The following is a 23671-nucleotide window of genomic DNA, read 5'->3' as shown; positions in this document are numbered from 1 at the left end:
CCGTCCAGCCCTAGGAAGCGATTCGGTCAAGATCCCTTGGACAAGGGCAGTGTTTCATGCGACCCACCCTGCGCAAAGACGTGGCCGTGGCCGGGCAGCCGGCGCACACCGTCCGGTGCGGCACGAGGCCGACTCCGCCGACCGCACCGATGACCTCCTGTGCCCTCGCCTCGGGCCCCCGCACGGCAGGGCCGGCCTCGGTGCCGTCGCCCGCCTCCGGCCGCGGGGAGCCGATGCCCGCCGCCGCGCGCCGCTTCGTCGGCCTTCTCCGGGTACCGACCCGCCTCTGCTGCCGGAGCGCTCTGCGCTGACCGGCCGGCCCACGGCCTTCGGGCCGTGCCCGCACCGCGATGACCCCCGGCCTCGGGCCCGGCGCTGACCACGCCGTCCGGCCGGGGCGAGCACCTGGGGGCGCCGTGCTGACCACCCGGCGCCCCCAGAACGGCGGAGGCTCCCGCGCCTTCCCCTTCTTCTCCTGCCCTCTTCGCGTCCCGAGACGGACCACCCATGCCTTCAGACACCCTTTTCCTCCGTATATGTCCGCGCGCTGCGGCCTCCGGTGCGCTGATCGCCGCGCTCGGCATGACGCTGGCGGCCTGCGGCTCGGCCAGCAGCAGCCACCAGACGGCTGCTCCGGCCGCGGCCCCCTCATCGGCCGGTGCCTCCAGCGCCGCCGCGAGCGGCCCGGCCGTTCCCGGCACCGGGACGATCCCGCTGCCGGCGGGCTCGGCCGCCGCGAGCGACGGCTCCGGGCTGCCGGCCGACGCCGCCCAGGCCGCCTCCCAGTTCGTCACGGCCTGGGCTTCGCACGATGCCCGGCCCGGTCATGACACCGCGTTCACCGACGCCGGCAAGCGCGCGGCCGAGTTCGCCTCCGCCGACCTCGGCGCCTCCCTGTCGATGGCCCGGCCCTCCTCCGCCGCCCAGTGGCAGCGCTGGAGCCAGGACCAGGCCGTGGTCGTCGCCACGGTCTCCAAGGTGTCCGTGCCCGACGGAGCCCCGGCACCGAGCGCCACCAGCGCCCTGGCCCGGGTCCTCTACCGGGTCACCGTCACCCCGGCCCAGGGCAAGGCGGCCACGGAGGACGAGCAGGTCGCCGTCCAGTTGGAACGCGGCACGGACGGGCGGTGGCGCGTGATCGCGCTGCCGTACGCGTGAGGCGGGCGGCGTGAAGAAGATCGCCATCTCCGCCGCCGTCGTCGTCGCCCTGTTCTGCGGGGGGATCTTCGCCCTGCTGATGATGCTGGCCGGCGCGGGCGGTGCCAGCGCCGCCACTTTGAACGGGCCCGGCGGTGGCATCACCAGCAGCGCACCCGTCCCGGACTGGCTGCGCACCCTGATCACCAACGCCACCGCGAAGGGCTGCCCGCAGGTCACGCCCAGCCTCTTGGCCGCGCAGCTCTACCAGGAGTCCAGCTTCAGCCCGCTGGCCACCAGCAAGGTCGGCGCACAGGGCATCGCCCAGTTCATGCCCGGCACCTGGGCGACCTACGGCGTCGACGGCAACGGCGACGGCAAGAAGGACATCTGGGATCCGGCCGACGCGGTGCCGGCCGCGGTCGCCTACGACTGCGCGCTGGCGAACGACGTCAAGCAGGTCCCGGGCGACAGCACCGACAACATGCTGGCCGCGTACAACGCGGGCCCGGGCGCGGTGATCCAGTACGGCGGAATCCCCCCGTACACCGAGACCCGCGACTACGTGAAGCAGATCCGGGACCTGGCCACCAAGTGGGCGTCCACCGGCGGCCTGGTGCCGCTGCCGCCCGGCTCCGGCGGAGCTGCGACCGCGATCGCCGCTGCCGAGACCGCGCTGAACACCTGGTACCAGTGGGGCGGCACCTGCCAGGCACCGTTCACCGGTGCCAAGGGCTGCGACTGCTCCTCGCTGATGCAGATGGCGTGGGCCGCGGCCGGCGTGAATCTGCCGCGCACCACCTACGACCAGGTCAACGTCGGCTCCCCGGTCGCCTCCGTGTCCCAACTCGCCCCCGGTGACCTGCTGTTCACCCCGGGGTCGGACGGTTCGGCCTCCCAGCCCGGTCACGTCGGGATGTACATCGGCGGCGGCCAGGTGATCGATGCACCGCACACGGGGGCCGTCGTACGGATCACCCCGCTCACCCAGTGGACCGGTTCGGCCGGCCCGATCAACACCATCGTCGCGATGCGCCACATCGGGTAGCTCGCGGCCCACCCCCTCGACTCTCCCGTCCGGCGCACCGCCGGCGCGGAGTCCTCCTCCCCGAAGGGATCTCACCATGCCTGCTCTGGGCGCGAAGATGCAGTACCTGGCCGACGGCGTCGGCGACGTGGTCGGCGGCGTCAAGCCGTCCTGGGGCCCGTTCGGGTCCGTCGGCAACACCTCCAAGACCCTGCTCGCGGTGATCGCCGCCCTGGTCCTGGCGATCTCGGTCGGCACCTTCCTGTTCGGCATCGCCAAGTCGAAGGGCTGGGTCGGCTCCGGCAACAGCACCATGCACACCGACACCGGCAAGGGCCAGATCGTCGGCGGCCTCGTCGGGATCTTCCTGGTCGCCTCGTGCGCCACCATCGTCAGCATCGTCTACGGCATGGGCATCTGAGGCGGCCTCGATGACCAGCGACGTTTCTACCAATGAGCGGTCGTGGACGGCCGCGCCCGCCCCCCGCCCGCGCCGCCGGGCACTGAAGATCAGCACCGGCTTGGTGGCCGTCCTGGTCACGGCCGGGCTGGTGACCGCGGGCCTTCGCGGCTCGCACACCAGCCCGGCACCCGCCGGCCCCGCCGCAGCACCGGCTGCGGCGGCCGGCACCGGGACCGGCACCGGTTCCTCCAGCGGCCTGCACCTCAAGGACGGGGTACCCGTCGGGTACGCCCGCACCGAGGACGGCGCGAAGTCGGCCGCCACGAACTACCAGATCGCCCAGTCCACGGCCGGCTTCCTCGCGAACCCGGACGTGCGGCACAAGGTGAGCGCGGTCGTGATGGCCCCCGACGCCCTGGCGCAGCGTCTGGCCACCATCGACAGCCAGAGCCAGAACGCGATGACGAACCTCGGCATCAACGCCAACGGGCAGACGCAGGACGGCGCCCCGCTGATCAACCGCCAGGCGGTGCTCTCCGCGACCGTCTCCTCCTTCAGTACGGACGTCGCCACCGTGCAGCTGTGGACCGTGGCGGTCACCGGGGTGGCGGCCACCGGCTCGCAGATGCCTCCCACCAGCGAGTTCTCCACCTGGAACTACACGCTGACCTGGACGGGCGGCGACTGGAAGGCGGTGTCGATCACCCGCTCCGCGGCGCTGGTCCCGCAGGCCACCACCGGTCAGCCCTCCTCGCCCAACTCCTTCCGAGACCTGGGGGGTGACGCGGGTGCTCCGCCGTTCGCAGGCTGACGCCACGCCGCGCCGACGGCTGCGGCGCCTCCTGGCGGCCACCGGCATCACCGGGGTCCTCGCCTCGCTGATGCTCCTGTTCACCGCCCCCACGGCTCAGGCCGACCCCGCGGTGTGCGACATCCCCGGCGTCTCGACCGTGTGCGACGTGGTCAGCGGCGCCACCGGTGTCGCCTCCTTCGTCTCCGACCCGTTCGGGTTCATCGCGGGGAAGATGGGTGAGGGCGCCAAGTGGTTCCTCGCCAAGGTGATGGACCTGATGCAGTCGACGTCCAAGGTCGACTTCACCAACCCGGGCTTCCTCAAGCAGTACGCCCTGATCTTCGCCGCCAGCGCGATCCTGACCGTGGTGCTGTGGCTGATCGCGGTGGCCAAGCGCGCGGTGCGCGGTGTCTCGATCGCCACCGCCATGTCCGAGGCGATCGGCCTGCTCGCTCTGCAGGTCCTCGTCTCCGCGTTCACCCCCGCCGTCCTGATGCTGCTCAACCAGATCGTCGACGACCTGACCAAGGTGTTCGCGGGCAACGCGGTGGACGAGGGCAAGAAGTTCATCGACACGCTGACCAAGGCCATCTCGGCGACGGGCTCCAACGCACCCAGCGCGATGATCCTGATCTTCCTCGGGATCATGGTCGCCGCGCTGCTCGTCTGGATCGAGCTGCTGGTGCGCGCAGGCGCACTGTACATCGGCGCAGCGCTCGGTCCGCTGGTCAACAGCGGCCTGGTCGACCGCGACCTGTGGGGCCGGTCGAAGAAGTGGGTCGGCATGCTGTTCGCGCTGCTGCTGAGCAAGCCCATCTTGTTCGCGCTGTTCGGGCTGGCCGCCAGCATCGAGAACTCGGATACCAAGACGGACAGCGACACCGCCAGCACCGTGCTGGTCGGCGCCTTGATGATGTTCCTCGCCGTGTTCTCCTCCGCCACCCTCTACAAGTGGGTGCCCAGCTTTGGCGACGACATGGCGCACCTGATGCACACCCGCAAGGCCGCCGCCCAGGCCGGCCCGGTCGCGGCCATCCCCGGCCCGGTCCAGGCGAGCCAGCAGGCCATGAACGCGCGGATGATGCAGAGCTCGATCGTCGGCGGCTCCGGAGCGGGCGCCGGTGCAGGTGCCGGTGGTGCCGCCGGTGCGGCCGGCGGGCCGGTCGCCGCAGCGGCCATGGCCGCCAAGGCCGGCATGGACATCGCGAAGAACAAGGTGAACGACGCCGCGACGATCCCCGACCACGGTGCCGGGCAAGGCACCGGTGGCGAAGGCGGGCAGGACGGCTCGATGCCCAGCACGGTGCGCGGCTCTGCCGGAGCCGGCGACTCGATCGTGCCGACCGGCACCGGCACCGGCGCCGAGGCGCCCGCGCCGACGGACACCGGCGCTCCTGGCACTGCCACCGGGGGGACTCCCACCGGAAGCTCGATTGTGGCGACCGGCACCAACGCCGCCGCCACCGCGCTGGGCTCGACCCCGGCCGGCGACGGAGCCGCGGACACCACCGGGCCGTCGACGGGTTCCTCGACGCTCAGCGGCACAGCGACCTCCGCTCCGAGCACCCCGTCCGTGGTGCCCTCCCAGCCGGGAACGGCAGCCGGGTCGCCGAGCACGGCCAGCCCGTCCAGCCCCACCCCCGGGTCCGACTCCGGCTCCGGGTCCAGCTCCAGCTCGTCGGGCCAGCCGAGCGCAGCGCCCACCAACCCGGCCGGGCCGTCCACGGTCACCACCGGCACCGCCGCCCCGTCCCCGTCGCCGACCGCGGCCCAGGCTCCGGCACCCGCCGCAGCTCCCGTTCCGGCCGGTGCTCCGGCCCCCGCCGCGGCGGCCGTGGCAACGCCCCCGGCACCGGTGCCGGGACCCGCCGCGCCGACCGCGGCCCGGACCGGCACCGGTGCTGCCCCCGTCCAGAACACCGCGCCCGCCCCGGCGCCCGCGCAGAGCGCGCCCGCAGCGGGCCCCGCGATTCCCCAAGGAAGTGATCACTGATGGCCGCCGAGAGCAGTTACGTCTTCGGCAAGGACAGGCCGACCGGCCTGGTCGGCAAGCGGGACCTGGGGGAGCAGGTGCTGCTGGTCGGCGCCGGAGCGATCGCGGTGGTGGGCGGCTGGATCTTCTCCGGCACCCCGGTGCTGGCGATCCCCGCGATCGCTGTCCCGGTCGTACTGGCCGTGCTGACCGTCCTGGTGCCCTACAAGCCCAAGGGCGCAGCAGCACGGCGCACCTACTACAAGTGGTGGCGGATCCAGCGCGACTACAAGCGCACGATGCGCACGACCGGCGGGGTGTGGACTTCTCCGGCGATCGAGGCCGGGGTGCAGCGCGACGGCACCGCGCCGGCCGCCGCGCTGGAGCCCGCTCCGGGCATCACCTCGATGCGGCCGTTGACGGGCTCGGTGCGCGGGCAGGACATCGCGGTGGTGCTCCAGCCCGAGCTGGGCTGCGTCACCATCGCGCTGGAGGTCTCCTCGCGCGGCCACGCCGGCAAGGACCGGGCCGAGCAGGCCCTGGCCCTGGAGCGGTGGGGCGAGCTCCTCGACAGCTTCGGCAACTCCGCCGACAACCCGATCGACCGGATCTCGGTGCTGGCCCGCCAGCTCAAGTCCGACCCCGAGGCACACCAGCAGTACGTCGCCACCCGCGCCGCCTCCCCGGCCACCGCCAAGGTGCCCGCCTGGCTCGACAAGTCCTACGACGCGCTGGCCAACGCCGTGAGCACCTCGGCGGAGGAGCACCGCTACTACGTGGTGGCCTACGCGAGTTGGAGCAAGGACTTCGCGGCCGAGGCGCACGAGCGCGGTGACGGCGACGAGGGCATCCTCGCCGTCATGTCGGCCGCCGCCGAGGAGCTGTGGGCGCGGTGCGAGGACGCGGAGCTGCGCGTGGTCGCGCCCGTGGACCTGGGCACGATGACCGCGATCATCCGCAACACCTACGACCCGGACCACGCGATCTGGGACGACACCCTCCCTCTCCAGCACGCCTTCCCCCGCCAGGTGGACGTGCGCGACGAGCGCTACTTCCGGGCCCGGGCCGCGGACTCGCCCACCGGCTGGTACCACGCCACCGCCGCCGTGGTGTCCTGGCCGACCACCCCGGTGGGCCCGGACTTCCTGGCGCCGCTGCTGATCGGCCTGCCGGACATCATCCGCACCGTCGCGGTCACCAGCCACCTGGAGCCCAACGACCGAGCCGTGAAGCGGATGCTCGCCGAGGACACCAACAACCAGGCCGAGATCCAGCGTGACCTGCGCAAGGGCAAGAACATCGACCCCCGCGACGTGATCGCCCGGGACCGGGCCAGCCAGCGCGGCATGGAGCTGGCCGCCTCCGGCGCGGCCGGCTCGGCGATCGTCGGCTACATCACCGTCTCGGCGCGCACCGAGAAGGAGCTCGCCAAGGCCAAGCGGGACACCACCGCCAAGTCCCGCAGCTCCCACCTCGGGATCGAGTGGCTCGACCTCGAGCACCACCGCGCGATCTTCAACACGCTGCCGTTCGGCGGAGGTATCCGGATATGAGCCTGCTCCTGGCGACCTCGCCGACCACCGTCCGGCGGCCCCTGCACACCACCACCCGCGCCTCCCAGTCGCTCTACCTGCCGATCGCCCCGCCCACCCTGGGCAGCGCCGGCGTGGTCATCGGCCGCGAGCTGTTCAGCGGGAAGGCCTTCGTCTACTGCCCGTTCAGCATCTTCGGCGACGGCCTGCCCGGCGGAAACATGCTGGTCATGGGCGACACCGGCCGCGGCAAGTCGTCCCTGAACAAGACGTACGCGCTGCGCCAGGCCCGGATGGGCCGTCAGATCGCCGTCCTCGACACCAAGGAGCAGAAGGAGTCCGGCGAGGGCGAGTGGGCGGCCGTGTGCCGCGCGCTCACCGGCAAGGACCCGATCAAGTTCGTCCCCGGCGGCGGCCCCGGATCGGCCTGCATCAACCCGCTGGACCCGGCGATCTCCGGCCGGCGCCAGGTGGAGCTGGTGCGCACCATCGTGGAGCTCGGCCTGGGCCGCGCCCTGGACGAGTTCGCCGGCTCGGCGCTGCGCATCGCGGTGCGCCGGGCCAACGAACGCGGCGAGGCCGAGGGCCGGGTCGCCACCCTGCCCGACGTCGCGTACGCCCTGCGGCACCCCTCCGAGCAGGACGCCGCAGCGAAGAAGCGCACCGTGGACGAGCTGCTGGCCGACGGCCTGGAGACCTCCTACGTCCTGGACCGGCTGTGCGGCGGCACCAAGGACGACGTCAACGGCGGCGGCGACCTGGTCGGCATGCTGGACGGGCCCACGTCGCTGAACGTCGACCTCGACGCCCTGATGATCGTCTTCGACCTCGCGCGGGTGCCCTCCGGCGGCGTGGCGATGACCATCCTCATGGCCGTCATCTCGGTGTTCCTGGAGGAGGTGTGGCTGCGCGGCGAGTGCGAGTGCGGCACCGCGCCGGACACCCACCAGCGGGTCACCACCGACGAGGCCTCCGGCGCCTGGCGCCGCGGCGGCAACCCCGCCACCGGCTGCGCCCAGTACAACCAGCGCAAGCGGCTGCTGATCTTCGAGGAGGCCTGGCACATCCTCGGCACTCCGCAGCTGGCGAAGCTGCTGGAGAAGTTCCTCAAGTTCGCCCGCGGCTACGGCCTGAGCTGCATCTTCATCGTCCACCACCTCAGTGACGTGGACGACAGCGCCGAGACGGCGGCCGCGCTGAAGATGGCCGACACGATCGTCATCTACTCGATGAAGGCGGACGAGGCCAAGGCGGTGGTCGCCCGGCTCGGCTTGCCGGCCTGGACGGCCGGACACATCCCGCGCCTTCGCCGCGGCGTCGCGCTGTGGATGGTCGGCGAGACCGTCTACCCCGGAGTCCAGCACCTGCTGACCGACACCGAGCAGCTGCTGTGCTTCTCCTCCAACGCGATGACCGAGCAGCTGGCGCCCGACGACGCCGACGCGTTCGACAGGGAGCTGGCCGATGCTGCCTGACGAGCCGCCGCGCCCGGTCCACGTGCCGGCCGCCGTCCTGCTGGGCCGCCTGGTGCTCGAGAGCGCCAGGCCCCGCCTGCCCGGTGGGCGCGGCAAGGCCGTGCCCACCGGCTGGTGGGTGTCCTACGTCTGCACCGACTGCCTGGAGCCGCAGCACGACGCGCTGCCGGACCTGCCGGTCCGCGCCGACCGGGACGCTCTGACCGCCGGTGCCACCGCCTTCTTCGGGGAGCCGTGCGTCCTGCGCTCCTGCCCGGACGGCTTCGCCGTCTACCCGGCCGACCGGGTGCGCTGGTAAGCCGCCCCGCACGGAGAGGAAACGTTTCCCTTGACCGCGTCCGCCCTCGCCCCGATGTCCGGCCACGCCCCGGTGGCCGCGCTGCTCGGCCAGCTGGTCCTCGAACGCGGCCCGTGGTCCGGGACTACTGCCGGCCACCAGGCCGCCGTGCCGGGCTGGTGGGTGTACTACACCTGCCGCTGCTGCCTCCAGGAGCAGTTCGAGCCGCTGCCCGACCTGCCCGCCGAGGCCGACGAGCAGCGGCTGACCAGCCGGGTGTCCGCGCTGTTCTGGCAGCCGTGCGCCCTGCGGCCGATCGAGGACGGCTACGCGGTGCACCCCGCCGGGGTGTGCCCGTGAGGATCCACCCCGGCCGGGCCGGGGCCACCGACCTCGCGGAGGAGACCCGCGACGACGAGCGGCTGAGCGTCACCGCGCTCGGGCTGCTGGACGTGCTGCTGGCAGCAGCACGGCACGGCCGGTCGCTGACGATGGAGGTCCTCGCGCGCCACCGCGGCCCCAGCCGCGAGCAACTGGTCGACGCGACCCGCGACCTCATCGCGACGGGCTATGTGGCCAGGGTCAAGCACCACACCCGCGGCCGGTGGGGCACCGACCTGTACGCCTTCGCGACCCCGGCCACCCGTGAGGAGCTGGCCGCGTTGCGCGAGCACTACCCGGACGCCGTGTCCGTGACCGTCGAGCCCGACGCCCCGTCAGAACCTGCGGCCGGCACCACCCCGTTCACTACCCGGGCGCGCGCGGCCACCGGTGCGGGCGGCCGTTCGGCCGCGTCCACCACCACACCGGACGGGGAGCCTGCCGACACCCGCACGGTGCGCGCCGTCCTGGCGCAGCTGCCCGGCCCGCTGGCCGGGCTGCTGCCGCAGCACCTTCCCGCGTCGGTGCTGGAAGCGGCACGCCGGGAGCTGGCGGCCGGGCGGACTCCCGAGCAGTTGGTCGAGCGGATCCAGCGACGGTGGGAGCTGCACGGCTACGCGGGCAAGGCCGCGGCCGGCGCGCTGACCAGCCCACTGGGTGTCGCCGTGGCGCTGGTGCGCCACGGCGAGTGCCCGGACCCCATGTGCGAGGACGGGGTCCGCGTCGACAGCGGCGAAACCTGTCCTCGCTGCGCGGAGCGCCGCGAGGAGCACCGCGCGCGCCGCGCCGCGGCTGCACCGGCCGACCGGCCCGGCCCCGGAGCACCCTCCGCGGCCCCGGCGGCGCGCCCCACGCCGACTCCGCCACCGTTCGCCTCGCTGCAGCTGGGCACCTCGCAGCCGGACCCGGCGACGACCAGGGCCGGGCTGGGCCGGGTGCGCGCCGCGCTGGCCGCCTCCAAGAGCAAGATCACCAGCCCGCACGGCTCCAGGAGCGCACGATGACCGACCTTCCCTCGATGTTCGGCGGCGCCGGAGCTGCGCAGTACGCCCCTTGGGCGCTGTTGGGGATCACCGCCCCGGTGGCCGCGCTGGTTCTCAAGCCGTGGGACCGCAAGGGCAACGGCGCGACCTGGGGCGGCCGGGCAGTGGAGAAGCAGCTGCGTGCACCGCAGGAGCTCGCCGAGCGCCAGGACCGGCTGATCGCCGGACGCGGCACGGTGTCCAAGAAGCTGGTGGCCGCTCAGCCGTGCCTGTCCGGGATCGCGTTCGGCGTACCGGGCAGCGGCAAGACCATGGGCCTGCTGCTGCCCAACGCCCTGGAGTGGGCGGGCCCGCTGGTCATCACCACGACCAAGGCCAGCGACCTCGACCTGATCTACGCCCGCCGGGCCGCCGACGGCAAGCCCGTCCATGTCGTGGCCCCCGGCGGCATCCCCGGGCGCGACACCGCGCACTGGTCACCGGTGGACTACTGCAAGACGGAGGAAGACGCGGACCGGATGGCGAAGTGGCTCGCCGAAGCCGCCGCCTCCGCCAACAACCCCGACTCGCAGACCTGGCTGGAGCAGGCGCAGCCGATCGTCAAGGGCCTGCTGCTGGCCGCCCGCGTCTCGGGCCAGGGCATCGAGGGGTTCCGGCGCTGGCTGCGCCTGGGCAAGGACGCGGCGGACACCGTCGAGGGGATCCTCACCGACGGCGGCTTCCCGGACGTCGCCGACGAGTACGCCTCCCCGTGGCGGCGCCTGCACGACGACGGTGTCGGCTCGGTGCAGCTGACCTTGAACGTGATCGCCCGGGTCTACACGGACAAGGCCGTCCGCGAGACCAGCAGCCGCTCCGACTTCGACGTCGCCGAGATGCTGGAGCAGGGCGGCACCCTGGCGATCGTCGCCTCCACCTCGGACAGCAAGCGGTTCGCGCCGCTGATCACCGCGCTGATCGCCTCCGTGATCCACGCCGCCGAGGCCAAGTACGCCCGCACCGGCAAGGCCCTCTCGCCGGCCCTGGGATTGCTGATCGACGAGGCCGGAAATCTGCTGCGCTACCCCGAGCTGCCGAACATCCTGACCACCGGGCGCGGCATGGGGATCGTACTGTTGACGATCTGGCACGACCTGTCCCAGCTGCGCACCAGCCTGGGCGATGACAAGGCCAACACGGTCTTCTCCGCCTCCCCGATGCGGATGCTGCTGCCGGGCGTCGCCGACGAGGCGACCTTGAGCTACTTCAACACGATGCTGGGCCGGGCCGAGGTGAAGAAGGCGACGGTGACCCGCGGCAGCGACGGCACCCAGTCGAGCACCACCTCCACCTCCGAGCACGACCTCGCGCCGATCCACGCCCTGCAGCAGCTCGACGACTTCACCGCGGTCGTGCAGTACCACAACAAGCGGCCGATCCGGGTGAGCCTGCGCAACGCCGAGGGCGACAAGGACCTGGTGGCCCTGACCGCCCTGGCCCAGGGGCGATCCACGAAGGAGCTGACGTATGCCTGACGACCTGGACCCCGCCGACGACGCCCCCGGCGAGGAGGAAGAGGAGGTGATCGAGGGCGAGCTCGTCGACGAGAGGACCGGCGAGATCCTCGACGAGGACGACTTCGAGGCGGAGATCGACGAGGCGGACCTCGCGGGCTGGGTGTTCGACGCGATGGAGCCGGCCGTCCGCCGCGAGCGGATGAACGAGCTGCGGATCTGGGTCACCTGGCTGGTGCGCACCCAGCGCAAGCACGCCGAGATCACCCCCTGCTGGTACCGGCACGAGGACGTGCGTGATCGCCTCGCCGCGCTGTTCGTCGCCTGGGTGCGCGTCTACAGCCCCGGCGACAAGCGCGACACCGCGGAGGCGGACTGGTTTCTGATCATGGACCGCATCGTCGCCGGCCTCCAGCTCAAGGAGTGCACGGCGGCACGCCACCACGAGCCGGAGGAGCGGCAGTTCGCCGAGCGCGAGGACGAGTACCTGCTCTACACCAAGACCAGCGACGCGATGACCCGCCCGGCCAGCCACCCGGCGGTCCACGAGATGCTGCGCCAGGGGGTCGAGGCATGACCCGTACGACCCTGCCGGCCCCGACCGTCGTGGCGGCCGGGCGAGTGTGGCCGCACTGGGCGGCGATCGCCGACTTCACCGCCCCGGGCGGGCAGTTGCTGCGCGGCCAGCTCGGGTTCCATCTGGAGCTGCCGCCGTACGCCACCTCGGTGGCGCTGCTGCTGGGCCGCGACAACGCGGGCAGCCGCTTCACGAAGGTGCTCTCCTGGCCGTTCGCCCGACACCTGCTGCACCAGCCGATGGCCTGGTGGCCGGTGGCGGACTCCGAACGGGCACAGCCCGGCTGGCCCGCACCGGACGGCCTGCTGTGCGTCACCGACCTCACCGCGGTGTGGCCGGCGTTCGCGCACCTGGCCGGTCACCCCTGCACGCAGGCGTTCGGCGGCGACGCCCAGGTCTGGCAGCAGGCCCGGCGCTCGGCGCTGTCCAGCGAGATCGCCCGCCAGGACGGCCCGGGCGGCAGCTGGACGATCCGGGTCGCCGAGCGGGTGGCGCCGTGGCTGACCGCGCACTGGTCGGTGCCGTACCCGGCCCGCAACGCACCGGTCTCGCGCACCCTGGCCGCCGTCACGCTGACCCGCACCGGCAGCGCGCTGCGCGGGCGCCGCGACGCCGTCCTGGAACTGGACGAGCTGCCGGCGGCGGCCGCCGCGCTCGCCCAGGTCATGGTCGGCGCCGCCCGCACCCCCTCACCCGACGCCGCCGCCGGGGCCGCGTCCCTTCGTGATCTGCTGTGGCGGTACGCCGAAGGCCAGGTCGTCGCCGAGGGCGACCTGACCAGCGCCCACCGGCCGGCCTCCTGCTGGCTGGCCGCGGTGACTGCGCCGACCGGTTCTCTGTCCCCTATATACAAGGAGTCGCGATGAGCACCCCCCGCCCGCGCGAGAGCGGCCAGCGGATGGCCGACGCACACGCCGCCCGGATCGAGCGGGCCGTCGCCGCGGGAACGCTGCCCGCCGACATCGGCGAGGCGCTGAAGGATCCCGGGCTGAGCCGGTGGCGAGCGGCTGCGGGCTTCTGCGTCGTCGACGACTTCGCCCAGCTGCACGGCCCGGCCTTCGGCACCGTCGAGGTGCCGACGGATCTCGTCGCGGGTGAGCTGCCGACCCGGTTCGACGTCGCCGACGCCCGGCTGCTGCGGGAGCTGTACCGGGTCGTGCTCGCCGACGGGACCGCCGAGCAGCAGGCCGCGCTGCTGAGTCCGCAGCTCCTGTCGGCGCTGTGGGCACCGGGCCTGGCCGAGGAACCGATCATGCGGGTGTGGGAGCACCGCTTCCCGCAGCTGACGTCCGGACGGTGAGCTGATCCGTGGACGAGCAGCAGAAGTGGGAGGTCGCCCGGGTCGCGCTGGACGCCGTGGGGGAGAAGTACGACTACGCCCTGGCCGGGAGCATGGCCTTGCGGGCCCACGGCCTGGCCGAGCGGCCTATCGACGACATCGACCTGTTCAACGCGGTGGACACCGACGGCGCCGCGGCCCGGGCCGAGGTCGTCCAGGCGCTGACCGAAGCCGGCTACGAGGTCGCCGTCGAGAAGGTCTGGGCGCTCAACCAGGCGGCGAACCTGAGCGTCGCCGACCCGCGCCGGCCCGACACCGAGCCGGTGCAGGTCCAGATGGTCCCGATGAAGACCAACTTCTACCCGGCCGAGATGGACGGCCTTCGGGTCCTGGCCGTGGAGGACTGCGTCCAGCTGAAGGCCGAGGCGATCGAGTGGCGCACCGAGGCCAAGGACTTCATCGACCTGAACCAGATGAACGCGGTCCTGGGCCCGGAGACCGTCGACGCCCACCTGGCCGCCAACAACCGCTCGCCGGTGGACCCGGTGGTCTTCCGCTCGCAGCTGGGCCAGGTCGCGGAGATCCCGGACGAGTCGTTCGCTCGCTACGAGGTGGACGCCTTCGAGGCCGCCGAGATCCGGATGAACATTCTGTCTTGGACCACCGAGCTGGCGGCGGACCGGCCCAACCCGCTGCAGGTGCAGGCCAACGGGCCCGCGGCCGGGGTGCAGGCCCTGTACCTGGACCAGGCCGAGGCGGCGGCGGAGCGGATCTCAGGCAACCAGCCGCACTCGATGCTCACCGACCACGACCTGACGATGGAGGCGGCGAAGAGCCACCGGCTGGCCGAGGTCGCCGAGGCCGAGGCCCAGAAGGCGAGTGAGGAGGCCGGGTGGATGCGCGCGAACTTCGAGGCCTCCGGCGGCGGCTCGTTCGCAGCGATGCTGCGCGACCAGGGCGCGGACCCGGAGCTCGTGCAGCGGGCGATCAACAGTGAGCAGGAGGACGTCGAACGCAAGGAGACGCTCTCGGGCGAACTCCAGCACCAGGCGGAGGGCCTGCGCGAGAAGGCCGACGACCTGGACGGGGAACTGGAGCGGCGCGCCGAGCTCGGACCGGAGGAGCGCGCGGCCGAGACCACGGTCCGCCGGGAGCTGCGGGGACAGATCACCGCCCGGCAGGAACCGAGCTGGAACAATGCCCTGGCCAGGGCCACCGCGCCGACGCCGCACCAGAAGCAGGCCGCCCGCGCCTAGCGGGCACCTCGGCGGAGCAGCTACTGCGGAGTCGCCGCCGGTTGACCGACATGGTCACCCCGGCCGCGCTCCTGCCCCGAAAACGTGGGCCGGACCGGGGCGGGCGTCAGCACCGCAGCCTTCTGGACGCGGTCGACCGCGCGCCTCAGGTGGTAGTTGACCAGGGCCAGCGCGGTGCCGTCCAGGCGCTCGGCGGCCTTCAGGTGCTCCAGTGCCGGCCCCAGCAGACGGCCGGATTCCTGCTGCTGCTCGCCGGCCTGCGCACACCAGGCCAGGGTGTGCTCCACCTTCTCGAGAACCTCGTCGAGGAACGGCACTTCGCCGAGTGCCGGCACCTCCCAGGCGCACATCTGCAGATCGAGGGCGAGCAGCCGCTCGTCGCGCCGCCGCGCCCACCACCGGTCCGGATTCTCGGGAGTCGCCACGTCCTGATCATCGTGCACCAGCAGCCGGAACGTGACCGAAATCGGTCAACAGGACGCAGTACCGGGTCCGCCGCCGACTCGGCGGCGCCCCGCCGAGGGGCCGATCGAGAGGTCGCGCCGACCACCTGTGCTACCCGGCGTACGCTGCCGTGCGGGGCCTCCCGGAGCGACGACCGCGAGGCCCCAACCCCAACTGCGCCCGTGTCGCTGTAGGCCGCGCGATCCGCCCGTGGCCGGCCGAACCACCCCCCGTGCGTGCGGCTCAGAGCGGCTCTCGACCGAAGTGAGGGGCGGGTGACGCCGCTGCGCGACCGCATCGGAACCTGCCCTGCTCACGGGCCGACGTCCTTGTTATGGTCTCCCGACGTACACCAACCAGGGGGAACCATGCACCACCGGACAACCACGATCGCCCTGGCCGGCGCGCTGCTCGCGCTCACCGTCACCGCGTGCTCCAGCAGCAGCGGCCACACCGGCCCGGGCGCCGCGGCAGCCGAGCCTGCACCGTTGACCGCCCAGCAGCTGCAGCAGCGGCTGCTGACCACCACCGAGCTGGGCTCCGACTACGTGCAATCGACCAGCAGCACGGTCAGAACCGGCGACGTCGGCATGCAGGGCTGCCCGGCGCTGGAGAAGCTGGCTGGCGCGTCTGGCGGCAAGCCGCTCGCGTTCACCGCCAAGGCCACCGCCGGGTTCGCCTACACCGGTCCGGACGGCGTCTCCGTGCTCAGCGAGGAGCTGCACAGCGACACCGCGGCGAAGCTCTCCTCGGGTGTGAAGGCGCTCTTCGACGCGTACGCCTCGTGCCCGTCGTTCCAGATGACCGCGGGCTCCTCCCCGGTCCAGATCACCATCGCCAAGATGACTCCGGCCCCGCTCGGAGACGAGCAGTACCGGCAGACGATGACGATCGCGACCTCCACCTCGACCACCGTCATCGAGCAGGCGGCGGTCCGCGTCGGCACGGTGGAGGTCATGCTGACCGGCGCGCCGGGTTTGGTCGAGAAGCAGCTCCCGCAGGCCGTCCAGAAGGCCCGGACCGCGGCCTGACCCTGGGTGTGGCCCGGCCAGTCTTCCGACCCGCGTACTGGCTGCACCGGTGCACCCCGATACTGGGCCGGTGGCGAACATGGACCTCGCGGGCGCAGTGGCTGCCCTTCTCGACGGACGATTCGACGACCTGCTCGGCCTGGAGGAGAGCGTCTGGCTGGACGCGAAGGGCGGCATCTACGAGCTGGACAACCCGGCCAAGGCCGAGGAGCTCGTGAAGGATGTCGCCGCGTTCGCGAACACCGCGACCGGCGGGCTGCTGGTGGTCGGGATCGGCACCCAGGTCGAGCACGGGCAGGAGATCCTCGCCCATCTCAAGCCGGTGCCGCGTGGCCGGGTCGACCTGGACCGCCACCGGAAGCTGATCCGGGAGCGGATCACGCCGCCGCCGCGCGGGGTCGAGGTGGACTGGATCCCGGTCGACGACGAGAGCGGTGTGCTGCTCATCCATGTGCCCGCGCAGCTGCCGGGCCGGCTGCCGCACCTCGTGGCCGCACCGACCCGCGGGGCGCAGGGGCACCCCGACTCGGTGGCGGTCCCGGTCCGTGAGGGGGACGGGACGGTCTGGCTGCCGAGGACGGAGGTCCAGCGTCTGCTGGCGGCCGGCTGGACGGCGACAGGCGGTCCCAGTCATGAGGTTCTCGCCGAGATCGCGGCGCAGGCCGCGTCCGCGGCGGTGCAGCAGAAGGCGTCCGCCGTCGTGCCGATCGCGCCCGGTGAGGGCATGCCTTCGGCTCAGCGGCGGTGGGCCGCGGCGTACGAGGCTCTCGGCGGCGAGAAGGTTCTCGGTACTGCGGACGGCCGGATCTACGCCGAGGGCCCGGGACTGGTCCAGCACTTCGCCGGGACCGGCACGGGCCGCGGCTGGGTGTTGTGCGAGCTGTCGGGGCGTCCGGTGGTCGCGGTGCCGGAGGGCGTGTGGGAGGCCATGCGGTTGGAGGGGAGCGGTGCCCTTGGCGGCGACTCCTTCGCCGCGCTCGGGTTCCCGGACCCCGGCGCGGTGGAAGCGGGAGCTGCGCCGGCTCTGGTGGACGGCGCCGCCGGCGAGGTTCGATTGATCAACGGTTCGTGGGGGCCGGGCCGGCTGGTGCGGCGCGGCGACGGGGCGGCGTGGCAGTGGGAGCCGCAGCTGCAGTTCAGCTCGGAGTCGACCCGCGCGGGCCGGAACTGGACCTCCCAGGTGGCGGCCCCGCAGCTGCGCCTGCGCGTGATCGCCACCCTGCCGTGGGCCGACGCCCGCACCTTCGAGGTGGAGCAGGTGGAGCGCAGGAAGCTGCTGGGTGGGCTTGGGGCGAGCCAGCTGTCGCAGTACTTGGGCGTGCTCGCGATGCACCACGGCTCCGATTTCTGGATGCCGAAGTGGGACGCCGGGCAGCTGCCGGGCAGCCGGAACTCGTTCAGCTACGCCGCCGTTCTCACCGGAGCGGACGGTCGGACGGCGCTGTCCGGCGAGGTCTTCCTGGCCCTGCCGAACTCCGCCGACTCCTCGGTGGTGACCTGTGCCGAGGTGAAGGTGGGGGAGCGGGACGCCTGGGATCAACTCGTCCGCGCAGACGGGCAGCCGGGGTCGGAGCCGAAGGAGCGACTGACTCTGGAGGACCTGTACGAGTTCACCGTGGCCGCGTTGGAGATGGCCACCGAGGAGCTGCCGGGGTCGTTGAGCACAGGGGCGTCTCAGCGGCGGTGGAGCAGCGTTCCGACGGCGGAGATCCGGCTGACGGCGGAGTACCCGCACGATCATTCCGGGCCCCGGCGGCCGGTCGCGGACTTCATCGACTTCTCCGCCTTCGGTGCCCCCGCCGGCAGGGAGTTCACCGAGATGGCGGTGACCGTCGTGGCACCGCCGGTCCTGCAAGGGGAGACCCGCCGGGCCGTCGCCCGGCAGGCGCTGGTGCGGATGGGCCGGGACTTCGGCTTCCTGGACGCCGACGAGTCCGCGTTCTGATCCTTGTTGCACGGCCTGCAACAGGCCTCGTCCGGCGCCCCACGGCGGGGTTTTCCGCTGCGGGTGCGCGGCGGCAGATGCGGGCGCACCGTGAAGCCATGGCCTTGATTGTGCTGCTGGAGCTGATGGAACCTGCCGACGCCAGGGTCGTCCTGGCGAGCGGGGAGCCGGTGGAGTCGTCGGCGGTCCGGCAGGTCCACGCAGCGCCTTCGGACCCGGACGTACCGGGTGATCCGGGATCGACCACGGCCTGCGGCCGGGAGACCAGCGGGCTGATCGTGGAGCACTGGACGCCGTCCGGCCCGGGCGGGCGCTGGTGGCCTCCACGCTGGGCGGGACGGATCTGCCCGGACTGCGCGAAGGCGGTGCGGGCGGCGGGCTGACCACCGGGCAGCCCTGGTCTGGCGGGTACCCGGGTGTCAGCGGCGGCGGCCGTTGTTGCGGTTGCGGTCCTGCTCGAGCTGCTGGCGGGTCGCGTCCTGCGCCGCGTTCTGGGCACGTTGCTGCTGGGCCTGGGCGGCGGCGCGGGTGCGGTCGGCGTCCTCCGCCTGGCGCTGTTGGGGGTCCATCGCGGCGCGGGTGCGGGCCTCGCTGCGCAGTCCGCCGGCCCGCTCGCGCTGGTCGGCGGCGCGGCGTCGGAGTTGCTCGGCGGTGAGCCGTGCACGGGTGGCGTCTCCGGCGGTGACCTCGCGCTCGGTCGCGGTGATGGCCTCGATGCTGCCGCCCAGCTGCTGCCACTGGGCCAGGGCGCGCTCGTGCCCGGCCGGGTCGCCGGCCAGCGGGGTGATTCGCTGGATCTCGGTCCGGATCTCGGCGGCGCGCTGCTCGGCGGCGGCCGCGGCGGCCTGGGCACGGGCGGCCTGCTCCTGGACGGCGTCGCGCTCGGGACCGCGCAGGACCGGCCGGCCGAAGCGGCCGGTCGCCGCCAGTCGGGTGGCCGCTTCGGCGGCGTCTGCGACGGCGGAACGCTGCTGCTCGCCGAGCTGACCGAGGTCGGTCTGCGCCTGGCGCAGCGTCGTGATCGCCTCGACGTGCTCGGCGAGGGTGGCGGTCTCGGTGTCGATCCGGCCGCCCGGGGCGAGGTCCGCGTCCAGCGCGGCGGCGCGCCGCTCGGCCTCGTCCGCCTCCAGGTCGGCCAGTCGGGCGGTGGCCAGCGCGTTGGCCTGGGCCTCCTTGAGCGCGGTGTCGGTCAGGCGGCCGAAGGGTCGCTGGCGCCAGGCCGGGGACTGGGCAGTGGGCTCGGGTCCGAGCGCGGCGAGGGCGACTTCGGCGTCGGAGCCGGAGCGCTCGGCTGCCCGGTCCTCGATCGCCTGCGGGGCGAGCTCGGTGACCTCGACCTCCACATTCCGGGCGTGCTGCTCGGCCTGCCGGGCGGCCTCGGCGGCGTGCTCGGCTGCCTCGGCGAGTTCCTCGGCGCGCGCCAGCGCGGTGGGGATGTCGGTGCTGCGGCCCGGCTGCTGGGCGGCCTTGAGCATCGTCTCGGCGCGGTTGGCCGCGTCGGCGGCGGCCTGCTCGGCGGCGGTAGCAGCCAGGCGGGCGGTGTGTGCTTCGTCGGCCGCCTGGGCGGCGCGGGCCGCGCGGGCACCGGCTTCCTCGCCGCGGCGGGCCTGCTCGACCAGTCGCTGGCGGTCGGCTTCGGCGACCGGCTGGTGGGCGGGCTGCAGCTGGTGCCACGTGGTGATCGTGGCGCGGGCGGCGTCGTGGTCCAGGGCCTGGATCGGCTCGGTCGGGCGCGGGCCGACGGCCACGTCCTCGCGGCCGTAGTCCCAGCGCTGGCGGTAGCTGTCGACGGCACGGGCGGCGTCCATCCAGGCCGTCCGGCGCGGGTCCTCGACCTCGGGCAGGGGGCCCAGCGCGTCCAGCCAGCGGGCACCGGCCTCGACGGCGGCCAGCACGCGGGCGGTGGCGACGGCTTCCTCGACGGGCGGTTGACCGTCGCGCCACAGGCGGCGCAGGTGGTCGGGTCCGGGTTCCGGGGCGGGGCCGAGCGGGGTGGCGTCGGTCCACTGGGCGAGGTCGCGGTAGGCCGCCGCAGAGGCCAGGTTGGCCCGCCAGGCGGCGGCCTCCTGCGGGTCGGCGGGCGAGGGGCCGAACGCGGCTGCCCAGCCGGTGGCGAGGGTGGCCTCCTCGGCGGCGGTGGCGGCCAGCGCCTCGGCGCGCGCCGCGATGTCGCGGGCCAGGGCGTGGGCGAAGGCGTTCTTCTCGCTGTCGTCGGCGGTGGGGAGGACGAGGTGGAGCTGGTCCAGGACGCGCTGCCCGGTGGCCTGGGCGAGCGGGCGCTGCTCGGCGGCGTCGAGCGCGGCGAGGACCTGCTCGTCCTGGTGGAGGCGCCAGTGGAGGACGGCGGCCACGTCCTCGGCGTCGCCGAAGCCGCGCGTCGGGATGGCTCGCTGGAGGGCCTCGATGGAGTCGCTGCCGCCGGCGTCGATGCGGGTCATGACGTCGCGCAGCGCCGGCCACGCTTCGGCGGTGACGATCCGCTCGGCCAGCGGGACCCGCTCGCGCAGCTCCAGCAGGCGATCCCCGGCGAGGTCGTCCAGGGTGAAACGCAGCTGCGGCACCAGGGTGTGCAGCGCCTCGGAGGCGTCCAGGGATTCGCGCTGGGCGACGGTGGCAGAGCGGGTGGTGCCGTCCGTCTCGACGATCTGCGCCCACGCCTGCCGGGCAGTCCTCACCGGGTCGGGCTCGCCGACGATCGGCACCCGGTCAGGGGTGATGACCAGGTAGATGAAGTTCGCGAAGCGGCCGCGGGTTGCCGACGGATAGGCGCCGTTGCGGGTCATGCCCTGGGCGAACAGCGCGTGGGCGGTATCGGTGGTCAGGCCCTGCGCGCGGTCCTTGGTGACGGCGTAGCCGAGCTCGACCGAGTGCTCGACGTAGGGCGCGGGCAGCACCGCGTTCGCCTTGGAGTCGGTGGAGCGCACGACGAGGCTGCCGTCGCGCCGGACCCGGGTGACGGTCCACATGTCGCCGTTGCGGACGTAGCCGCGCCCGCCGTGGACCTTGATCTTCCGGTCGATCTTGCGGGTGACGATGGTGTCGCCGGCGCCCGCGCGGTTGCCGTCGCTCAGGCGCGTCGTACGCCGGTCCTGGACGATGCCGTCGCGGATCAGGTCTTCCTGGGCGCGGGCGGACAGGGCCGCGGCGGTGGCGTTGTCGGAGGCGATCAGGATGGAGCGCAGGCCGTCGCGGGTGTCGGCCCGCCAGGCGTCGTACGCCTTCTCGGCCATCGCGTCGGCGCTGCCGGCCGCGATCCGGCCCCGGGAGTGGTAGGCGTCGAAGGAGCCCTTGGCGTCGCCCAGGGCCAGCGCCTTGGCCGCCTCGATCTCCCAGGTCCGCAGTGCCCCGTCGTGGTCGCGGAAGCGGCGGACCTCGTGCAGGTAGATGGCTCCGGCGTCCGCCTCGATCTGCGCGAGCAGTCCGCCGGGGCCGGGCGCACCGAGCTGCAGCGGGTCGCCGACGGGCACCAGCCGGCCGCCCTTCGCGGCGGCCTGGCGGAGCATGGAGGCCATGTCGGTCGAGGCGGCCTGGCCTGCCTCGTCGATGATGACGATCGCCTCAGCGGGCAGCTGCCACTCCGGGTCCTGGGTGGCGAAGAACTCGCTCATCGTGAGCCAGCGGCGCAGGTTCTCGGTGCGGATCCTGGCCTCGTCGCCGAGGATGTCCGCCTGGACCTGCCCGTTGGAGAAGCCGATCACCGGGAAGCCGTAGACGTCGCCGACCTCGCGCAGCAGGGCCATGATCGTGGTCTTGCCGGCGCCCGCGCGGCCGATGATGGCCTGCACCTGGCGGTCGCCGGTGAAGACTCCGCGCACGGCGGCGAGCTGCTCCTCGCTGGGGTCGAAGCCGCGCTCGGCGCGGCCGGCTTCGAGGGCGGCGTCGATCTGCTCGACGGTCAGGGTCCGCACCGCCGAGGGGGCGAGCGCGGCTTCGACCACGGCGCGCTCGGCGGCCTTGATGTTGTGGCTGGTGTAGCGGGTGCACCCCGCGTCCAAGAACAGCGAGGTCCCGTCCTCGCGGATGTAGGCGGACGGCACGGGCAGCAGCGCCGGCATGTCTACGAGCTCGCACCAGGTCGGCGACAGCGCCGCCGAGGTGAGCTGCTGAACCACCGAGTCGTACTGGTCGCCGAGCTTGATGTGCCAGCCCGTCGTTGTCAGCTGACGGATCACCTCGGCCTCGGCGTTGGGCCTGCTCCAGGTCTCGCGCTGCTGCTCCAGCACGGTCACGACCGAGCGCGGGATGTCCTCCAGCCGGGTGTCGCGGCGTGCCGCGAGGGCCATCTCCTCGGGGGTGCGCGGCGCCTTCTTGGCGGCCTTGGCGGCCTTGGCCGATGCCCTCTGGCTGATCTCCAGGATGTTCTCGGGTTGCGCCAGCCCGGCCGCCCGGGCCCGGCTGCGCCAGTCCTCGCGGGAGTCGGCCTCGCTGCGCAGCTCCTTCTCGGGGCGGGCGGTGAGGGCGGCGACCTGGCCGAGCTGGTACAGCTCGGCCCGGTTCGGCTCGCGCTCCTCGCGGGCGCGGAAGGTGCTGAGCAGGGTGCGCAGGTGCTTCTCGGTCTGCTGGCGGCGGGAGGAGAAGTCGAGCAGCACCGGCTTCTCGACGCCCCGGAATTCGCGGACCGGGCGCTTGTCGAACGACAGGCTGTCCTCGCGTTCGGTGGCGGTGATGCCCAGGTCAGCGGCCATGCCGCGCTCGACCTCGGCGGTGTAGAGCTCGCCGAACGTCACGCGCATGCGGTGCAGCGGGCGGGCGTCGAGCGCGAGCCACTTGCCGTCCACCAGGACCTTCGAGCTGATGGCGATGTGGCGGTGGAAGGCCGGGTCCCCGGCCCGGCTCGACTGGTGCGTGAAGACCGCGCCGGTCAGCCCCTCGGTACGGACCTGGGCCACGCCGTTGGCTCCGATTCGGGCGTACGCGGCGTCCGCCTCGATGCGATCCCACATCTTCCGGAAGGCTCGCTCCTCGATGGCGAGCAGCTTCTCGCGGCCCTCGTCGTCGGCCACGGCGAGCATCGCCTGCCAGCTCTTGACGGGGGAGACGACCATCTCCCAGCCCGCCCGGGCGGCGCGCTCGCCGGCCTGCTCGACCTGGGCCCGGAGCAGGTCCTTGCGCGCTTGGGAGGCGTTGGGCTCCAGCAGCAGCCGGGCTGCGTACCGCTGCTCGACGGTCTTGTACTGACGCCACCGGCGACCCAGCGTCTCGCCGGAGGACGGGTCCTCGCCGTACTTGAACAGCGCGTCGGCGTGCTGCTGGGTGACCTCGCCGTTCAGGCCCAGGACCTCCGCCCCGAGGCCGATCCAGACACCCGGGGTGTCGACTCCCTCGGCCCAGTGAGCGTTGTTCTCCTTGACGCCCAGGGTGCGGTCGTCGGAGGCGACGGTGCTCAGCAGGTAGTCGATGCCGGTGCCAGCTGACACCGGGTGGATGGTCAGCATTCGCACCCTCGGGCGCCGCCACAGAACCCCTGGTCAGAGGCTATGGCGGCGTCCATCTGGGTGATCACGGAGCTGATCGTATCCGATCGGTACGACGATCTGAAAAGTAATGCACATGGTGTGGTGAAGAGGAGTAGGAGCGGGAGCGAGGGCGGAGCGGGAGCGAGGGCGGAGCGGGAGCGAGGGCGGAGCGGGAGCGAGGGCGGAGCGGGAGCGAGGGCGGAGCGGGAG

At 73.2% G+C, this 23671-nt stretch carries 20 protein-coding genes; 18 read left to right on the top strand and 2 right to left on the bottom strand.

From position 1 onward, the window contains the following. The first annotated feature begins 507 nt into the window (after nt 1-507). The 15 genes from ACFY4B_RS26550 (at nt 508) to ACFY4B_RS26480 (ending at nt 14585) form a co-directional block, all read left to right on the top strand. Entirely contained in the window at nt 508-1158 is a 651-nt protein-coding gene (locus ACFY4B_RS26550; protein ID WP_387971751.1) for a hypothetical protein, read from the top strand. A 10-nt stretch (nt 1159-1168) separates the two neighbouring features. Beyond that, nucleotides 1169-2185, top strand: coding sequence for an NlpC/P60 family protein (locus ACFY4B_RS26545; RefSeq protein ID WP_387971748.1), 1017 nt, complete (start codon nt 1169-1171; stop codon nt 2183-2185). 76 nt (nt 2186-2261) lie between these two features. After that, nucleotides 2262-2585 (top strand): hypothetical protein, encoded by a 324-nt coding sequence (locus ACFY4B_RS26540; RefSeq protein WP_380436268.1) that lies wholly within the window; start codon nt 2262-2264, stop codon nt 2583-2585. A 10-nt stretch (nt 2586-2595) separates the two neighbouring features. Further along, nucleotides 2596-3378, top strand: coding sequence for a hypothetical protein (locus ACFY4B_RS26535; protein ID WP_380436270.1), 783 nt, complete (start codon nt 2596-2598; stop codon nt 3376-3378). Continuing rightward, entirely contained in the window at nt 3356-5353 is a 1998-nt protein-coding gene (locus ACFY4B_RS26530; protein ID WP_387971744.1) for a hypothetical protein, read from the top strand. The genes ACFY4B_RS26535 and ACFY4B_RS26530 overlap by 23 nt, the downstream gene beginning before the upstream one ends. Next, entirely contained in the window at nt 5353-6885 is a 1533-nt protein-coding gene (locus ACFY4B_RS26525; protein ID WP_387971742.1) for an SCO6880 family protein, read from the top strand. Before ACFY4B_RS26530 ends, ACFY4B_RS26525 begins: the two co-directional genes overlap by 1 nt. Continuing rightward, nucleotides 6882-8339: an ATP/GTP-binding protein gene (locus ACFY4B_RS26520; protein ID WP_380436276.1), complete on the top strand. Its 1458-nt coding sequence runs from the start codon at nt 6882-6884 to the stop codon at nt 8337-8339. The genes ACFY4B_RS26525 and ACFY4B_RS26520 overlap by 4 nt, the downstream gene beginning before the upstream one ends. Continuing rightward, nucleotides 8329-8637: a hypothetical protein gene (locus ACFY4B_RS26515; protein ID WP_387971737.1), complete on the top strand. Its 309-nt coding sequence runs from the start codon at nt 8329-8331 to the stop codon at nt 8635-8637. The genes ACFY4B_RS26520 and ACFY4B_RS26515 overlap by 11 nt, the downstream gene beginning before the upstream one ends. Nucleotides 8638-8667: 30 nt before the next feature. Beyond that, entirely contained in the window at nt 8668-8976 is a 309-nt protein-coding gene (locus ACFY4B_RS26510) for a hypothetical protein (RefSeq protein WP_387971735.1), read from the top strand. After that, entirely contained in the window at nt 8973-10001 is a 1029-nt protein-coding gene (locus ACFY4B_RS26505) for a hypothetical protein (protein ID WP_387971732.1), read from the top strand. Before ACFY4B_RS26510 ends, ACFY4B_RS26505 begins: the two co-directional genes overlap by 4 nt. Next, nucleotides 9998-11494: a type IV secretory system conjugative DNA transfer family protein gene (locus ACFY4B_RS26500; RefSeq protein WP_380436284.1), complete on the top strand. Its 1497-nt coding sequence runs from the start codon at nt 9998-10000 to the stop codon at nt 11492-11494. The genes ACFY4B_RS26505 and ACFY4B_RS26500 overlap by 4 nt, the downstream gene beginning before the upstream one ends. Continuing rightward, nucleotides 11487-12050 (top strand): hypothetical protein, encoded by a 564-nt coding sequence (locus ACFY4B_RS26495; protein ID WP_380436286.1) that lies wholly within the window; start codon nt 11487-11489, stop codon nt 12048-12050. Before ACFY4B_RS26500 ends, ACFY4B_RS26495 begins: the two co-directional genes overlap by 8 nt. Continuing rightward, on the top strand, nt 12047-12916 hold the full coding sequence (locus tag ACFY4B_RS26490) for a hypothetical protein (RefSeq protein WP_387971728.1): 870 nt from the start codon (nt 12047-12049) through the stop codon (nt 12914-12916). Before ACFY4B_RS26495 ends, ACFY4B_RS26490 begins: the two co-directional genes overlap by 4 nt. Continuing rightward, nucleotides 12913-13350, top strand: a complete 438-nt coding sequence (locus ACFY4B_RS26485) for a hypothetical protein (RefSeq protein ID WP_387971725.1) — start codon at nt 12913-12915, stop codon at nt 13348-13350. The genes ACFY4B_RS26490 and ACFY4B_RS26485 overlap by 4 nt, the downstream gene beginning before the upstream one ends. An 8-nt stretch (nt 13351-13358) precedes the next feature. After that, the gene (locus ACFY4B_RS26480; protein ID WP_387971723.1) at nt 13359-14585 is read left to right on the top strand and encodes a hypothetical protein; all 1227 of its coding nucleotides are present in this window, start codon (nt 13359-13361) and stop codon (nt 14583-14585) included. 20 nt (nt 14586-14605) lie between these two features. On the opposite strand, the gene ACFY4B_RS26475 is transcribed toward ACFY4B_RS26480, so the two are convergent. Further along, nucleotides 14606-15010, bottom strand: a complete 405-nt coding sequence (locus ACFY4B_RS26475) for a hypothetical protein (RefSeq protein ID WP_387971720.1) — start codon at nt 15008-15010, stop codon at nt 14606-14608. 387 nt (nt 15011-15397) lie between these two features. Here ACFY4B_RS26475 and ACFY4B_RS26470 point away from each other — a divergent pair, with 387 nt between their 5' ends. The 3 genes from ACFY4B_RS26470 (at nt 15398) to ACFY4B_RS26460 (ending at nt 18388) form a co-directional block, all read left to right on the top strand. Beyond that, entirely contained in the window at nt 15398-16060 is a 663-nt protein-coding gene (locus tag ACFY4B_RS26470) for a hypothetical protein (protein WP_387971717.1), read from the top strand. A gap of 79 nt (nt 16061-16139) precedes the next feature. Continuing rightward, nucleotides 16140-18005 (top strand): RNA-binding domain-containing protein, encoded by a 1866-nt coding sequence (locus ACFY4B_RS26465; protein WP_387972316.1) that lies wholly within the window; start codon nt 16140-16142, stop codon nt 18003-18005. A gap of 98 nt (nt 18006-18103) precedes the next feature. Beyond that, nucleotides 18104-18388, top strand: coding sequence for a hypothetical protein (locus tag ACFY4B_RS26460; protein WP_380436298.1), 285 nt, complete (start codon nt 18104-18106; stop codon nt 18386-18388). A 36-nt stretch (nt 18389-18424) separates the two neighbouring features. On the opposite strand, the gene mobF is transcribed toward ACFY4B_RS26460, so the two are convergent. Further along, the gene (gene mobF / locus ACFY4B_RS26455; RefSeq protein ID WP_387971713.1) at nt 18425-23440 is read right to left on the bottom strand and encodes a MobF family relaxase; all 5016 of its coding nucleotides are present in this window, start codon (nt 23438-23440) and stop codon (nt 18425-18427) included. Nucleotides 23441-23671: the final 231 nt, after the last annotated feature.

The sequence above is a fragment of the Kitasatospora sp. NPDC001261 genome, from assembly GCF_042896795.1.
Taxonomy (GTDB): Bacteria; Actinomycetota; Actinomycetes; order Streptomycetales; family Streptomycetaceae; genus Kitasatospora.
Note: the sequence above shows the minus strand (reverse complement) of the source record. Positions and strands in the feature narration are given on the sequence as shown.